Below are 16928 nucleotides of genomic sequence, written 5' to 3' on the forward strand. Positions count from 1 at the left end.
ACAAAAATAGTTATTTAATGAGTTTAAACCAATGAAAATAATTGAAAGAAACGTATTTTAGCCCCAAATATTTAACTATGCTTTTTCTATACAATCTAATCGTTTTTGTTGTAGCCTTTTTATTAAAAATAGTAGCCCTTTTTAGTCCAAAAATCAGACTTTTTGTAAACGGAAGAAAAGATGTTTTTACTATCCTTAAAGAAAAGATAAAACCCTCAGACAAAACGATTTGGTTTCACGCTGCTTCACTAGGCGAATATGAGCAAGGATTACCCGTTATTGAAAAAGTAAAAGAAAAATACCCTTCTCATAAAATCATTGTTACTTTCTTTTCTCCTTCAGGTTATGAAGTCAGAAAGAATAATACTGTTGCTGATGTAACGCTTTATTTGCCATTGGACACTAAATATAATGCTAAGCAATTTCTAAAACTTGCTCACCCAGAAATGGTATTCTTTATCAAATATGAATTCTGGCTAAACTACCTTAATGAACTAAAGAAAAACAATATCCCTACTTATTTAGTTTCGGGAATTTTTAGAGACAATCAGATATTCTTTAAATGGTATGGTGGTTTTTATAAAAAAGCGCTTGATGCCTTTACTTATTTTTTTGTTCAAAACGAAAGCTCCAAAAACAAAATCGAATCTATTGGATATAAGAACGTAATTATTTCGGGTGATACCCGATTTGATCGTGTTGTTGCTATTTTAGAACGTGATAATACTTTAGATTTTATTGCTGAATTTAAAAACAACACAACTACTATTGTTATTGGCAGTTCATGGCCTAAAGACGAAGTTCTACTTACTGAATATATCAATACTACCCAAGAGCGTGTAAAATTTATTATCGCTCCACATAATATCAAACCAGAACAAATTACAAGTCTGCAACAATCTATTACTAAGAAGACAATTCTGTTTTCTGAAAAAGAAGGCAAAAACCTAGCAGATTATGATGTATTTATAATTGATACTGTTGGAATACTAACCAAGATATATAGCTACGCAACGATTGCTTATGTAGGCGGTGGTTTCGGAAATCCTGGCGTTCATAATATTCTCGAGCCTGCAACTTTTGGTCTTCCTATTATAATTGGACCAAATTATTCTCATTTTGCCGAAGCCACAGAACTTGTACAATTAGGAGGCTGCATATCTATTACTACTACGGAAGAACTGAAAACTGAATTCAACAACCTTATTACAGATAAAAACCACCTTAACGAGAAAGGATTAATTTGCAAGTCTTACGTTCAAAACAAGAAGGGTGCTACTGATAAAATTATGAGTACTATTTAATCTCTCTCCCTAAATTATCATAAAACATGTTATTCAAATCATAATTTTTCGACTGTTTCCAGATAAAATAAATTTAGAATTTCAAATTTTCACAACCAATATCAATCCATTTCTACAGAGATTAATCCAATAAAAAATAAAAAAGTACCGTATTTACTAGTCTTGCCGAGTACCTTTTACTAAAAAACACCCCTTTAAACATTAATTCATTACCTCTAAAAGCTTTTTAACGTTTTTGGCACGTTAATTGATAATAAGATAAACGTAGGCAACGAAGAATATTTTAAAAAAAAAATAAAAAAATATTTTACATATTAAAAAATTTATATCTTTGCCACGAATTAATAATTAACCTTTTATAATAAAGTAAGATGAAAAAAGTATTTTTAAGTTTAGCTGTTGTTGCTGTTTTAACTGTTGTATCTTGTAAAAAAGCTGACGCTGCTCCTGCTGACGACGCTGCTGCTGTAGTTGATTCTGCTGCTGTTGTTGTTGATTCTGCTGCTGCTGTAGTTGATTCTGCTGCTGTTGTAGTTGATTCTGCTGCTGCTACTGCTACTGATGCTGCTAAAACTGCAACTGAAGCTGCAAAAAAATAATTAGAACCTAGATTCTAAAATTTTTAAAACCATCCTTGAGATGGTTTTTTTTTTGTGCTTATAATTTTTGAAATTCTAATATTTTAAAATTGCTTCGCCTGTTCGCTATCGCCCAGGTCCAAATTCAAGCAATAGAATTTAAAAAGCAAAAAAAAATCCCAAATCCCAACCTTTTACAGTATTGGAATTTGGGATTTCTTTTTATTGAAATTTATCACTTTCCTAATCTTCCATCTCCTCCTCAAAAACTTCATCTTCAAAAATAGATTCACTTGATGAAAAATCCAAAGTTTCAGACCTCGCAGCATAAGTTACTATTTCCTTAACCCCTTTCTGCAAAAGCAATTCTGTAGTGTATTTTCGACTTGTAGCAAAATGAACCTCACCCAACATCAATTTAAAAAAATACTTACCACCAGAACCTTTAAATTTCAAAAACCTAGCCTGATCAATATTCGTCTTAAACTTCTCAATATCCTCTTCACCCTCAAACTTCAACTCATAACTCAAACTCGTAAAGATGACCTTCCCTTTCCTGGAAGTAAACACAAATTTATACTCATCATTAAACCTCTTACTTATCACGAAAGCACCCATTTATATTTTAAATTTTTAGATTGTTGATTACAAAACCCCCAGACTTCTAGATTATTGATTTCAAAACCAACGAAGATTTATTCAAAGCTCATAATCAAGTATTATTAAGTTTACTTTTAAGATTACAAACTTTTGTAAAATAAAAAAACCCCTTCAAAAAGAAGAGGTTTTTAGTACTCAGAGCGGGACTTGAACCCGCACGAACATTGCTGTTCACTGGATTTTAAGTCCAGCGTGTCTACCAATTTCACCATCCGAGCATTATGTGGTGTTGAGCGAAAAACGGGGCTCGAACCCGCGACCTCGACCTTGGCAAGGTCGCGCTCTACCAACTGAGCTATTTTCGCATTTCATTTTTATTTAAGAACTACAACACTTGAATTGTTCTGTATTGCGAGTGCAAATTTAGGACATTTATTGAATTAAACAAGCCTTTTTTGAAAAAAAATTACACAAAAAACATAACATTCTGATAACGTATTCTTTAAAAATTGAAATTATTTCCTCGTAATCATTCTTTTTATCTCATTAAGCTTCATCAGTGCTTCTACTGGGGTTATCGCATTTATATCAAGATTTAGAATCTCTTCTTTTATCTCTTCTAATAACGGATCATCCAGATTAAAGAAACTCATTTGCATCTCGTCATTATCTGATTTAACTCCGTTTAGCGCATCGCTCGAATGATCCTTCTCTAGTTTCTTTAAAAGTTTCTGTGCTTTCAAGATTACAATTTGAGGCATTCCAGCCATTTTTGCCACATGAATACCAAAACTATGCGCGCTACCTCCTTTTACCAGTTTTCGGATAAAAAGAACGGTATCTTTTAATTCTTTTACTGCAACGTTATAATTCTGGATTCTTGGTAACGAATCAGTCATTTCATTTAACTCATGATAATGCGTAGCAAATAAAGTCTTAGGTCTTGACGGATGCTCATGTAAAAACTCAGCAATTGCCCACGCAATCGAAATCCCATCATAAGTACTAGTTCCTCTTCCTATCTCATCTAACAAGACCAAACTTCTGTCTGAGATATTATTCAGGATAGAAGCAGTTTCGTTCATCTCGACCATAAAAGTCGATTCTCCCATCGAAATATTATCCGAAGCTCCTACTCTGGTAAATATCTTATCAACCATTCCCATCCTAACACTGTCCGCAGGAACAAAACTCCCCATTTGAGCCAGCAATACAATTAAAGCTGTTTGACGCAAAATAGCAGATTTACCAGACATGTTGGGTCCAGTAATCATTATTATTTGTTGCGTTTCTCTATCTAAGAAAACATCATTAGCGATATAAGGTACTCCAACTGGTAATTGTTTTTCGATAACAGGATGCCTTCCGTTTTTAATTTCTAATTCGAAAGATTCATCTATTTCCGGACAAACGTATTTATTCTCGATTGCTAGTTGCGTAAACGAACACAAGCAATCTAATTGTGCTACCAAGCTTGCATTCATTTGCACGGGCTTGATATATGTTGTAATCCAAGAAACTAATTGTTCAAAAAGCTCCAACTCTATTTTATGAATTTTCTCTTCGGCTCCTAGAATTTTAGTTTCGTATTCTTTTAATTCCTCAGTTATATAACGCTCTGCATTTACCAATGTTTGTTTACGAATCCATTCTGCAGGTACTTTGTCTTTATGCGTATTTCGAACTTCTATATAATATCCAAAAACATTATTGAATGATATCTTCAAAGAAGTAATTCCTGTTCTTTGCGATTCTCTGGTTTCAATCCCTTCTAAATATTCTTTTCCTGAAGTCGATATTGCTCGTAAATCATCCAGTTCTTCGCTAATCCCTTTTGCAATAGCGTTTCCTTTATTAATAGATACTGGTGCTGATTCCTGATTTAAGGTCGTTTTAATTTTCTCACGCAATAATTCACAACTATGCAAACTATCTCCTATTACTTTTACTGCTTCTTGCGGGCTTTTAAGCGCAAGTTCTTTTATCGGAATTATAGCATCCAGAGATTCCTTTAAATAAACAATCTCACGAGGAGAAACTTTCCCCGCTGCAATTTTGGAAATCAAACGTTCTAAATCGGATATTTGCTTAATTTGATACTGAATATCATGTAGTACTTCCTGATTCTCCTTTAGATACGTTACTACTTCATGACGACTTTTTATCTTATTACTATCTTTAAGAGGTAATGCCAGCCATCGTTTTAACAAACGCCCACCCATTGGCGAAAGCGTTCTATCGATAACATCCAGAAGCGTAACTGCATTTGGATTATAACTATGATACAATTCCAGATTACGAATCGTAAAACGATCCATCCACACATAAGCATCTTCGGCGATACGTTGAATTGCAGTTATATGTTGTACTCTATTATGTTGTGTTTCGGATAAATAATACAAGATTGCTCCCGAAGCAATGATTCCTTCTTTTAATTCTTCGATTCCAAAACCTTTTAAGGAAACGGTTTGAAAATGTTTCGTCAAAATCTCAAAAGCGTAATCTTCCTTATAAATCCAATCTTCTAAATAAAAACTATGAAAATCTTCTCCAAAGGCATCTTTAAAATCACTCTTATTATGCTTTGGAACTAAAACTTCACTTGGATTAAAATTTTGCAATAACTTATCTATGTACTCCGCATTTCCTTGCGCAGTAAGAAATTCTCCTGTAGAAACATCCAGAAATGAAACACCGATATTTTTATTAGTAAAATAAACCGATGCCAAAAAATTATTAGTTTTCGACTGCAATACTTCATCGTTAAGAGAAACTCCCGGAGTTACCAGTTCTGTAACCCCTCTTTTTACGATTGTTTTGGTCATTTTAGGATCTTCCAGCTGATCACAAATCGCTACACGAAGTCCTGCTTTTACCAATTTTGGTAAATATGTATTAATAGAATGATGCGGAAAACCAGCCAAAGCTGTTTCGGTTTCTGAACCCGCACCACGTTTCGTTAATGTTATTCCTAGAATTTTAGAAGCTCTAATAGCGTCTTCCCCAAAGGTTTCGTAAAAATCGCCAACTCTAAAAAGCAGACATGCATCAGGATATTTTCTCTTGATTTCGTTGTACTGTTTCATTAAGGGTGTTTCTTTCACCACTTTCTCTTTCGCTGCCAAATTACTATGTTTTTAAATGAAATTTTATGACAGCGAATTTATAAATTTTAAAGCGAATAAAGAATCCCTGAAAAAATTAAAATATTTTTAAGGCAATTTTAAGTTTCGTTTTCATTATTTTATATAAATTTGTTAATAATTAAAAAATAAAACTAAAAATGAAAAAAATAATTTTACTTGCAATGTTTACAGTGTTAAGTGTTGCTACATCTAACGCTCAAGCTAAAGCTAAGGCTGCTAAAGTTGATGGTGCTGGAATGGTTTTCGTTAATGAAGTTATAGATTACGGTACAATTGCACACAATGCAGATGGAAAACGTGAATTTGTTTTTACTAACAACGGTAACAAACCATTAATCATCACTAACACACAAGGTTCTTGTGGTTGTACAGTACCAACTTCTCCAAAAGAGCCTATCGCTCCAGGAGCTAAAGGTATTATTGGTGTAAAATATGCTACTGACAGAGTTGGTGCATTTACAAAAACTGTAACAGTTACATCTAATGCAGCTGGACAGCCAACTAAAATACTTACTATTAAAGGTACAGTTTTAGCAGATGAAGCTCCAAAAAGCTAAATCGTAAAACAACACAAAATAAACGAAAAGCTTCCTTAATATTTGGAAGCTTTTTTTATTACTAGAATTTAAAACAATTATGAGAAAACTCGAAAACAGCGAACTCGAAAGAAAAACCATTGCCGACTTTAAAAATTCAGACAAAACACCTCTTATATTAGTATTAGACGACATTCGTAGTTTACACAACATAGGTTCTGTTTTTCGTACTGCTGATGCTTTTTTGATAGAAAAAATAATCTTGTGCGGTATTACAGCCACACCACCAAACAAAGAAATCCATAAAACGGCACTTGGAGCAACCGAAACTGTTACTTGGGAACATCATGAAAATGTATTGGAAGTAATTGAAAATCTAAAAAAAGAAAACGTTACAACTCTGGCTATCGAACAAGTAGAAAGTGCCATTTTTCTACAAGATTTTGAAGTTGAAAAGGGTAAAAAATACGCTTTGGTCTTTGGAAACGAAGTATATGGCGTAGCTCAGGAAGCCGTTGCCATTTGCGATGGTTGTATCGAAATTCCGCAATTAGGAACTAAACATTCCCTTAATATATCTGTAAGTGCAGGGATCGTTGTTTGGGATTTATTCCAAAAAATGAATTGGCCAAAATAAAAACAACGACATTACTATTACAATGAAACTTAAACGCAGAACTTATATCTTAATTGGGGTATTGATATTTCTTTTCTCAGGAATATGGGCTTTTAAAAAATTTAATTTTAACACAGAACACACCATAGGTCAACCTCTGGACAGTTTAAATGGTGTTCGCGTATATTACAATGGTGGAGTAAATAATGTTACTGATAGAAATCTTACTACAGACAATTACAATCTTGGCTTAAAATACCAATGTGTAGAATTTGTAAAAAGATATTATTACGAACATTTTAATCATAAAATGCCTGATAGTTATGGTCATGCCAAAGACTTTTTTAATGCAGATCTTAAAGATGGCCAAAGAAACGAAAAGAGAGATTTGGTACAATATACCAACCCTAGTGTGAGCAAACCAAAAGCTGATGATCTTTTAATTTATAGCGGAACCATCTTTAACCGATTTGGGCACGTTGCAATTGTTTCGAATGTTACTGATAATGAGATTGAAATAATACAGCAAAATCCAGGTCCGTTTAGCAAATCGAGAGAAGTTTTTTCTTTAATTGAAAAAGAAGGCAAATGGATAATTGGCAATGATCGAATTTTGGGTTGGTTAAGAAAAGAATAACTATCCTATTTTTTTCTGAATTTCTTCCAAAACAAAAAGATAATCTTCATGTCTTTTTACAAAATCACGATCTGAAACATCAATAATCAGTACATTTAAATCGGGTTGTGATTTAATATATTCTAAATATCCATTATTGATTTTATCTAAATAATCTGCCGAAATATTTTGCTCGTAACTTCTGCCACGTTTTTTTATATTGTGCAGTAACCGCTCTGTATTTTGATATAAATAAACATACAAATCTGGTTTTGGCATTTCCTTATAGATAATATCAAACAAGTTGCGATACAAGCGATATTCATCTTCCGCAAGTGTAATTTTGGCAAAAATTAATGATTTAAAAATATGATAATCGGCTACGATAAAATCTTTAAACAAATCAAACTGAGCTAAATCATCTGATAATTGCTGATAACGATCTGCAAGAAAAGACATTTCGAGCGGAAAAGCATATCGGTTTTGATCTTTGTAGAATTTAGGTAAAAAGGGATTATCTGCAAAACGCTCTAATACTGTTTTAGCATTAAAATCGTCGGCTATTTTATGAACCAAAGTTGTTTTTCCTGCACCAATATTTCCTTCAAAAGCAATATAATTAAATCGCTGCATCGGAATTTCCTGTAATGGATTTTTCAGATTCTGAACAACCGTACAAACACTATCGTCGGGTGTTATTGCAATTAATTCTGGAATTGTTTTTTGAAGAATCGGATGTTTCCAGTTTAAGTTTAAATCCTGAATAGGCAACAAAACAAAATTTCGGTTTTGCATCAAAGGATGAGGAATCTGAAGTTTATCAGTATCAATAACTTCATCTTCAAAAATAATCACATCAATATCTATAAGCCTGGATTGATATCCTTGTTGTTCTGAACGAATACGCCCTAATTGCTTTTCGACTTTTAAAACCTGATTTAATATTTTTTGTGCCGATGTATTTGTATGTAAAACCAAAGCGCAATTATAGAACGCATCACTCTCAAAACCCCAAGCAGGTGTTTCATATAATCTCGAAACCTGAACAACAGTTCCAATTTCCTGATGTATCAAATTAATGCAGTTTTCGATATTTTCTAACCTGTTTCCCTGGTTACTTCCTAGTGATAAAACGACCTGATGCTGTGATTTCATAATTAGATGCAAATTAACTAAAAGTATTTTAGAAATAGCAATATATTTGTGTAACGACTAATAACAAAATAAAAAAATATAAAGTCGCGATTTGTAACATTTTAGCTTTTTTGCTACTTATAAAAAAAATGTAATTATGAAATTTTTAGGAAATGTACTAGCTACCGTAATCGGTATTTTTGTTTTTTTCATGCTATCCTTTTTCGGAATAATGTTATTAGCCGCAGTTTTTGGTGGCGACAGTAATGCTGTTACAATAAAAAGTGACTCTGTAATTGAGCTCGATTTAAGAAAAATACAAAATGATTATGCAGGGAAATATAAAGACCCTTGGGTTACTATTTTTTCAGAGCAAAAAAGCATTGGCTTAACAGATATTATTAATGCTATAGAAGTTGCAAAAACGGATGAAAACATAAAAGGAATCTCTATCCTTAATGATGTATCTTCTTTAGGAATGGCACAAAGTAAAGAATTACGTAATGCTCTTGAAAGCTTTAAAAAATCAGGGAAATTTGTAATGGCTTATTCTAATGCTTATTCGCAAAAAGAATATTATTTAAACTCAGTTGCAAATACTATTTATTTAAATCCTGTTGGAGATTTAGATTTTAAAGGACTATCATCAGAAATTATGTTCTTTAAAGATTTTCAGGATAAATCAGGTATCCATATGGAAGTAATTCGTCATGGAAAATATAAAAGTGCTGTTGAACCATTTCTTGAAAATAAAATGAGTGATGCCAACAGAGAACAAACTGGCGCTTTATTAAACTCAATATGGAGCTCTGTAGTTGCTGATATTTCTAAAAGCCGAAACATTCCAGTTACGCGATTAAATGAAATCGCAAATGGTCTTTTGGCCAGAACTCCAGAAATGGCAAAAGCAGAACGTCTTATAGATGTTATCGCTTACGAAGATGTATATCATAATGCCATCAAAAAAGCATTAAAAGTAACTGGTGATGATGATTATAATAAAATCTCTATTTCTGATTATACTCAAAACATTATTACTACTGCAATGAGTTCAGACACTTCTGGCGACCAAATAGCGATTATTTATGCACAAGGAGAAATACAAAGTGGCGAGGGTGATGTTACCGTTATTGGCGAAGGATCTATGCGTCGTTCTTTGCAAGAAGCTCGCAAAAATGAAGATGTGAAAGCAATTGTATTAAGAATCGACAGTCCAGGTGGAAGTGCCTTAACTTCTGATTTGATTTGGAGAGAAATAGAATTAACAAAAAAAGTAAAACCAGTAGTGGTTTCTATGGGTAATTACGCAGCATCTGGAGGATATTATATTGCATGTAACGCTAATAAAATATTTGCCGAAAGCAATACAATAACTGGTTCTATCGGAGTTTTTGGCGTGTTACCAAACTTTACTCCTCTAGCAACTAAACTAGGAATTAATACTGAACAAGTAAAAACTCACGAAAACTCAGCCAGATATAGTCCGTTTGTTCCTATGGATGAAAACTTTAAAGCCGTAACACTAGAAAGCGTTGAACATATTTACAAAACATTTGTATCTCATGTTGCCGAAGGAAGAAAAATGACTTTTGAGCAAGTAGATGCTATTGCACAAGGAAGAGTTTGGTCTGGTTCTGAGGCTGTAAAAATTGGTCTTGTAGATAAAATTGGTGGTTTAAATGATGCTATTGCCGAAGCTGCAAGTCTGGCTAAAATAAAAAGTTTCAGTACACAAAACTATCCAGAATACGATAAGAAATTTAATGATATGTTGCAAAATTTACCTTTTGCAAAATCTAAAGAAGCTTTCCTTAAAGAAGAAATAGGCGAAGATAATTATGTTATTATTGAACAAATAAAAAGGTTACAAAACAAGAAAGGCGTACAAGCCATGATTCCGTTTCAAATTACCATTCAATAATTACAACTTCATTATAATTACAATCCGTTTGAGTCTAACTTAAACGGATTTTTTATTTTACATAAACCGCTTAAAGTTAACTCAGGTTTAATTTACCGGTAACACATGTAAGTATATGTTGTAGCTACTTTAGCAAAATATTAGAAGTATACTTATACAAGTATTTAAGACACTTTACGCAGGTAAAGTTCTTAACGAATATAACCTGTTTATTTTTTTGAATAGCTTACTCATAGTCGCCCCTCGATATGCAGTAGGCTATTTTTTTTGCAGTTAAAAAACAGATAAATCCCACAAATAATTATGCGGAAAATCCATTTTATGAAAAAATTACAAAGAGGATTACGCATAAAAGTCTATTTTTGCAAGAAGCAGGCATAAAATTTGCTTGCAATAATTGAATCCAAATAACTCAGTATATGAATGTAAAGAAAATTCTAAAAATCGCAGGAATAGTAATTGTTTTACTGATTGCAACACTATTTGCCATTCCGTATTTTTTTAAAGATCAGATAAAAGCCAAAATATCCGAAGCTATCAATGAGAGTGTTGACGCTAAAGTTAGTTTTGTTGATGCCGATTTGAGTTTATTTAAAAACTTCCCGAATGCTAACGTTTCTATCGAAAAATTAGTGATTATAAACAAAGCTCCTTTTGAGGGAGATACACTTATTTCTTTAGGTGAGTTGAATTTAAAAATGAGCATCAAAGAACTTTTCAAAGGAAAAGACGAACCTTTGAGCATTCAAGGAATTGATACCAAAAACGGATTAGTGAATATTATATTCGACAAAAATGGTGTTGGGAATTTTGACATTGCTATAAAAGACAACTCTAAAAAGGAAGACAAAACAGATAGCAAGCCTCTTTCTTTAAAAATAAAAGGGTATAAAATCGAAAATTTTACTTTTAGATATTTTGATCAGGGTTCTAAAATTAAAATGGTTATCGATAGTTTAAACCACGAAGGAAAAGGAGATTTCACAGCTTCGCAATTGGACTTAACAACAAAATCGACTGCAAAAGTATCTTTGGATATGGACAAGATAAATTACATGAAAAATGTATCATTAACTCTTGATGCAGTTCTAGGTATCGATTTAGAAAAAAGTAAATATACCTTTAAAGAGAACAAAGCTTTAATTAATCAATTACCATTAGAATTTGATGGTTTTATCCAAATGGTTAAAGAAGGCCAACAATATGATTTGAAGTTTAAAACTCCAACCTCATCGTTTACAAACTTCTTAGGTTTAATCCCTTCTGCATATGCATCTGGATTAGATGGTGTAAAAACTACAGGAGATTTTACTGTTGCAGGATTTGCTAAAGGATTATTATCTGACACTACGGTTCCTAAATTTAATGTTGCAATTGCATCCAACAATGCTTCTTTTAAATATCCAAACTTACCAAAATCGGTTCAGAACATTGTAATCGATACTAAGATTATAAACGAAACGGGGATTTTAAATGATACTTATGTAAATTTAGATAAACTTTCGTTCAAGATTGATCAGGATGTTTTTAATGCTAAAGCAAATATCAAAAACATTACTGTAAATCCTATTGTAGATGCGGCATTAAAAGGAACTATTAACTTAGCCAACCTTTCTAAAGCGTATCCTATAAAAATGGATAAACCATTGGCTGGAATTTTAAAAGCCGATGTAACTACTAATTTTGATATGGCTTCGGTTGAAAAAAGTCAATACCAAAACATAAAAAATGCTGGTACAATGAGCTTATCTGGTTTTAAATATACAGATGAGAACAACAAATCGATGAATATTAGTACTGCATTGGTTCAGTTTAATCCAAGTACGATTAACTTAAAACAATTTGATGCTACAACTGGAAAAAGTGATATTAGCATTAATGGTGTTCTTGAAAACTTCTACGGTTTTATGTTTAAGAAACAAGAGCTAAGAGGGAATTTCAATATGAGTTCGAATCAATTAGTTGTTGATGATTTCATGACTACTGGAGAACCTGCTCCGGCTAAAACAGAAACTGATACTAAAGCTAAGGCAAAACCAGCTGAAGCAATGAAAATTCCGGCTTTCTTAAATTGTTCATTAACTGCTAAAGCAAATACGGTTGTGTATGATAATTTAAAACTAAAAGATGTATCTGGGAAGATAATTGTAAAGGATGAAAAAGCAACTTTGGAGAACTTTAAAACATCTATTTTTGGAGGTACAATTGGTGTAAACGGAACTGTTTCTACAAAAGCCAAAGTTCCTACTTTTGATATGAATTTAGGTTTTAATCAGGTTGATATTGCGCAGACTTTTACGCAACTGGATATGATGAAAAAAATAGCTCCTATAGCAGGAATCATCAACGGTAAATTAAATTCGACTATTAAACTTAACGGAAATCTAGATGCGAAGGAATTAACTCCCGACTTAAATTCGATTTCAGGAGATTTATTAGGACAATTACTTTCAACTACTATAAACTCTAAAAATTCAACTGTATTAAATGCTTTAACTTCAAATATTAAATTCATTGATATGAACAAAGTGAATTTGAATGATATTAAAGCAGCGCTAACTTTTGACAATGGAAAAGTAAATGTAAAACCATTTGACATTAAATATCAAGACATTAAAATCACTGTTGGCGGAACTCATGGTTTTGACCAAACGATGAACTACAATATCAAATTAGATGTTCCTGCAAAATATCTTGGATCTGAGGCAAATGCTTTTATTGCTAAAATGTCTCCTGCCGATGCTGCTAAATTGCAAAACATTCCGATTAACGCATTATTGACTGGGAATTTTTCTAACCCGAAAGTTTCTACTGATATGAAAAGTGCCGTTACGAGTTTAACCACTCAATTGGTAAATCAGCAAAAAGATAAGCTCACAAAACAAGGAACAACAGCCTTAACCGATTTGATTAATAAAAACACCAAATCAAAAGATACAACAAAAGCGGGTGCTGCAAATAAAGAAAAAACCACTCAAGAAGTAACTAATAAAGCGAGTGATTTATTAAACGGTTTGTTTAAGAAAAAGAAAAAAGAAGAGCCTGCAACGACTCCATAAAATTTCATTATTACATTAAAAAAGAGCCTAAGAATATTAATTCTTAGGCTCTTTATTTTTTTGAAATTTTCAGAAGATATGATAGATAATTGCTACAGCGTAGCGATATTTTGATTTTCCTTTAGATTGCTATATATGTCACCCCGATGGGGTTTCTTTTGATTACAATTAAAATTACTATAAATATAACGTCCCGCTGGGACTTTCTTCATCAATAATTTTAAAAAAATAGGCATTATCTCAATAAACAAAGAGACTATCTGAAAATTATTTTTCGGACAGCCTCTTTGTTATTTGTTCTAAAACAATGTATCTGGATCTGTTAGTTTATCTAACTCCCCTTTTAAATCTGTTTTTAAAATACTCAATCCAAGCTGATATGAAGCATTCATCCAACCGAAACCTTCTTCGGTAATATAATCGAATGCTGTACCTACATTCCCATATTCGGCAAATATTTTAAGGGAACTGGTTTCTAAATTAAATTTCTCTGGAATAGTTCCGTTATAATCTACCGCATTTCGAGTAATAAGCCATAACCATCTATAAACCATTTCCTGAGCTTCATCTATATAATTATAGTTCAGTAATCCCTCCCATAAAAACATTTGATGTGGCGCCCACCCAAAAGGGTAATCCCATTGTCGTTGTGGTGAGTTTACATCAAGATCATCAATTGCTTCTTTGGTACTTCCTGCGATTCCTCCTTTTAATTTAAATTTAGGCAACACCTTTTTTACCAAAACTTCCGCTTGCTCTTTGCTACATAATTTTGCCCAAAGCGGATAAAATGTTGCTGCTGCATCAAATGGATGCGGTTCATTTTTTATAAAATTATAATCGTAATAAATCCCTGCATTCTGATCCCAAAGCAATTCATTAATTTTCTCTTTTCTTAAAGCTGCTTTTTCTTTCCAATATTCACTAGAATATGTTGTGTGTTTCTCGTCTTTAAATTGATTATCAAACTCTGTTTCAATCAGGAAAGCAATATCCGTTTCATATTTATAAAGCAAACTATTTAAATCTATCGTGTTTAAATCGGCACAAACATTTACAAATCGATTGGTGGTATCATGACCACTTTCTCGCATGCTGCGATCGTGAACAAAATAAGCATCCAGACTTGCATCGATAATTTCTCTATCAAGATATTTCTTTTCAAATTCTCTTAATGATAAATTATATAACAATGCGTATTTTTCCAGAACATCATCAAAATGTCCTACCTCAACTTCAAACGGAAGTCCAATTCCTTCTGCTTTATATCGGTTTAGTCCATTTGGCGTAAGCCTCTTCCCTTCTTGCATCCAAACGGTTTGATATTCTTTTATTGCTGTATGAAGATGTCTTGTAATCCAGTTTTTTTCTGGCTTAGAATTTTCTGTAATCGCAACAATTAAAGAAGTGTATAATGGAGGTTGTGTTCTCGTTAAATAATAACTTCTATTGGCATTAAGAATCTTACCATAATGATCTATTTGGTATTTAAAATTCTCGGCAATCCCTACCGCAAGTTCTGGTTTATTGTCTAGCAAAAGTCCAATAGCTATAAAATAACTATCCCAACCATACATTTCGTTAAACCTGCCTCCTGGAACTACAAACGGAATACCTTTTATCTCGTTATTATCTTGTTGTAATGCCAAAGCCAAAATCCCAGGTTTTTTATTTAAAGTCAAAACATATTCTGATGAAATGTCTTCGGCTAGCTGAACCACTTTTAACTTCGGAATAGATGCTTCTAAATTTTTAAAATACTCAAAAGCTACAGCATCTGTTGCGGGAACATATAAATAAGAAATTGCATTTTCTATTTTTTCATCTTCTACAATTTTCGCAACACCTTTTGCATCGATAGTTCTCGTTAATCCATTCCAATATAAATCTTTTATTTTTCTGGAAATGCGACTTACAGGATTCTCTATTATTTCGGCACTATCTATTTCTGCAAATTCTGAATTGCTTTTTTTAGCCAATGCCAATTCCTGTAATAAATTAGATAAATAATAAGTTCCTTCAACGTTTAGAGAATTTCCATTTTCGTCTTCCAATAAAAAACTTTTTGGCCCATTATCGTCTATCGTAATTTTTTTATCACCATCCGTGTCTTCTTGTGCCAATAATCTCTGAAGCGTCTGATTTATGTTTAGTTTAAATTTCATTTTTAGTCGTTATTTTTTTTAATATAAAGAATGACACCAATAATAATGACATCGGAATCAATGTGTAATAAAATGCATTTTGTGGTCCTTGATTTTGGAATAACCATCCTATTATTCTTGAGCCTATCGTTCCTCCCAATGCAGAAAACACTACAATTAATCCGGTCATGGAGCTATGTAACTTTTTAGGCAAAGCACTTAATATAACCGAATTGAGCAACGGATAAATAGGTGCAATAAATAATCCTACGAGCGGAAATGCAAAACCTATTAATGGAATTTCGCTAAAGGAATGAATTGTTTTTACCTCTAGTCCTACTGCTTTTGGCAATACAAAAATTACAATGAGCATAGCGCATATAATACAGAAACTCAATACCCAAATCCAGTTTATTTTTTTGGTGATTTCTCCCGCCAAGATTCTTCCTATTGCCAATGAAATAGCCAGAATACTTGCCATCATTATACTATTATTCTCTGATAGGTGAAGCACTTTATCATTAAACGTTGGCAACCAAGACATGATTCCTTGCTCAATCATTACGAATAAAAAAGCACTTACTACAAAAACTATAACTAATGATTTTGCCATTAGTTTTATCATTTGCACAAAATCATCTGCAAGATTAGCTCCTGGAATTTCTACAGGTTTTTCTATTTTGATAAAGAATAAAAAGCCAAATGATAGTAATGTCAATAAAGCTAAAAACCAATATACATTAAGCCAGGAATCGGGATTAGTATCATTATTAAAAGCTGGAAATAAAAAATATGCCAGCGCAATTCCTATCATAAAAACACCTTCGACACTACTCATCAAAGCATTGTGCTCTTTCTGATTATTGGTTACTGTACCAATAAGCGAATAAACGGATACTTTTATCAAAGCAAAAGAAACTCCTACGGTTGCAAAAAGCAATTTAGCATAATTAAAAGAGTTGCCATAATACATGGCAATACAGGCAAAAGTTACCAATCCTAACCCGATAAGCATTGCTTTTTTGTAGCCTATTCTTGGTAAAAATGAAGCTATTAAAAACGATACAATTGCAATAGGCAAATCCTTAAAAGCCTCTAGAATACTAGCTTGTAATTCATTTACGCCATAATTTTTTTGCGCTTTTAAAATTACTATCCCTACGCTGTTTAGTAATATTGCAAATACAAAGTAATTGAGATATAATACTGCTGTTATTCCTGCTTTTTTCATCTTAACATATTGATTTACTAACGAATGTAACAAAAAACCAAAT

Annotated in this window: 12 protein-coding genes and 2 tRNA genes; 7 read left to right on the plus strand and 7 right to left on the minus strand. The window is 32.5% G+C overall.

Annotation, left to right across the window (positions count from 1 at the left end):
- Nucleotides 1-77: 77 nt before the first annotated feature.
- Both AC3IPI_RS01785 and AC3IPI_RS01790 read left to right on the plus strand, forming a co-directional pair.
- Complete coding sequence (locus tag AC3IPI_RS01785) at nt 78-1304, plus strand: 3-deoxy-D-manno-octulosonic acid transferase (RefSeq protein WP_489156754.1); 1227 nt, start codon at nt 78-80, stop codon at nt 1302-1304.
- Between the two features lie 371 nt (nt 1305-1675).
- Complete coding sequence (locus AC3IPI_RS01790; protein WP_035617948.1) at nt 1676-1903, plus strand: hypothetical protein; 228 nt, start codon at nt 1676-1678, stop codon at nt 1901-1903.
- A 222-nt stretch (nt 1904-2125) separates the two neighbouring features.
- On the opposite strand, the gene AC3IPI_RS01795 is transcribed toward AC3IPI_RS01790, so the two are convergent.
- The 4 genes from AC3IPI_RS01795 to mutS form a co-directional block, all read right to left on the minus strand.
- A complete protein-coding gene (locus AC3IPI_RS01795; protein WP_489156756.1) occupies nt 2126-2500 on the minus strand; it encodes a DUF1508 domain-containing protein in 375 nt (124 codons plus the stop codon).
- Between the two features lie 174 nt (nt 2501-2674).
- Nucleotides 2675-2760: transfer RNA gene (locus AC3IPI_RS01800), tRNA-Leu, on the minus strand.
- A 14-nt stretch (nt 2761-2774) separates the two neighbouring features.
- Nucleotides 2775-2847 (minus strand) — tRNA-Gly (locus AC3IPI_RS01805).
- 150 nt (nt 2848-2997) lie between these two features.
- Nucleotides 2998-5607: a DNA mismatch repair protein MutS gene (mutS, locus tag AC3IPI_RS01810; RefSeq protein WP_489156758.1), complete on the minus strand. Its 2610-nt coding sequence runs from the start codon at nt 5605-5607 to the stop codon at nt 2998-3000.
- Nucleotides 5608-5765: 158 nt separating this feature from the next.
- On the opposite strand from mutS, the gene AC3IPI_RS01815 reads away from it, so the two are divergent.
- The 3 genes from AC3IPI_RS01815 (at nt 5766) to AC3IPI_RS01825 (ending at nt 7417) form a co-directional block, all read left to right on the plus strand.
- Nucleotides 5766-6185 (plus strand): DUF1573 domain-containing protein, encoded by a 420-nt coding sequence (locus tag AC3IPI_RS01815; RefSeq protein WP_039114786.1) that lies wholly within the window; start codon nt 5766-5768, stop codon nt 6183-6185.
- Between the two features lie 79 nt (nt 6186-6264).
- A complete protein-coding gene (locus AC3IPI_RS01820; RefSeq protein ID WP_039114787.1) occupies nt 6265-6801 on the plus strand; it encodes an RNA methyltransferase in 537 nt (178 codons plus the stop codon).
- Nucleotides 6802-6823: 22 nt separating this feature from the next.
- Nucleotides 6824-7417 carry a CHAP domain-containing protein gene (locus AC3IPI_RS01825; protein WP_409417430.1) on the plus strand — a complete coding sequence of 198 codons (594 nt, stop codon included), beginning with the start codon at nt 6824-6826 and terminating at the stop codon, nt 7415-7417.
- Here the strand turns inward: AC3IPI_RS01825 and folK are convergent, their stop codons facing one another.
- A complete protein-coding gene (gene folK / locus AC3IPI_RS01830; protein WP_323488690.1) occupies nt 7418-8551 on the minus strand; it encodes a 2-amino-4-hydroxy-6-hydroxymethyldihydropteridine diphosphokinase in 1134 nt (377 codons plus the stop codon).
- Between the two features lie 136 nt (nt 8552-8687).
- Between folK and sppA the strand changes: the two genes are divergently transcribed.
- Together sppA and AC3IPI_RS01840 are read left to right on the plus strand one after the other, a co-directional pair.
- Nucleotides 8688-10451: a signal peptide peptidase SppA gene (gene sppA, locus AC3IPI_RS01835; RefSeq protein WP_039114790.1), complete on the plus strand. Its 1764-nt coding sequence runs from the start codon at nt 8688-8690 to the stop codon at nt 10449-10451.
- Nucleotides 10452-10870: 419 nt separating this feature from the next.
- On the plus strand, nt 10871-13510 hold the full coding sequence (locus AC3IPI_RS01840) for an AsmA family protein (RefSeq protein ID WP_489156762.1): 2640 nt from the start codon (nt 10871-10873) through the stop codon (nt 13508-13510).
- Nucleotides 13511-13809: 299 nt separating this feature from the next.
- On the opposite strand, the gene AC3IPI_RS01845 is transcribed toward AC3IPI_RS01840, so the two are convergent.
- Complete coding sequence (locus AC3IPI_RS01845; RefSeq protein WP_489156764.1) at nt 13810-15675, minus strand: trehalase family glycosidase; 1866 nt, start codon at nt 15673-15675, stop codon at nt 13810-13812.
- Entirely contained in the window at nt 15665-16885 is a 1221-nt protein-coding gene (locus AC3IPI_RS01850; protein ID WP_039114794.1) for an MFS transporter, read from the minus strand. The genes AC3IPI_RS01845 and AC3IPI_RS01850 overlap by 11 nt, the downstream gene beginning before the upstream one ends.
- Nucleotides 16886-16928 lie beyond the last annotated feature (43 nt).

It is taken from the genome of Flavobacterium sp. GL_143 (assembly GCF_057834355.1).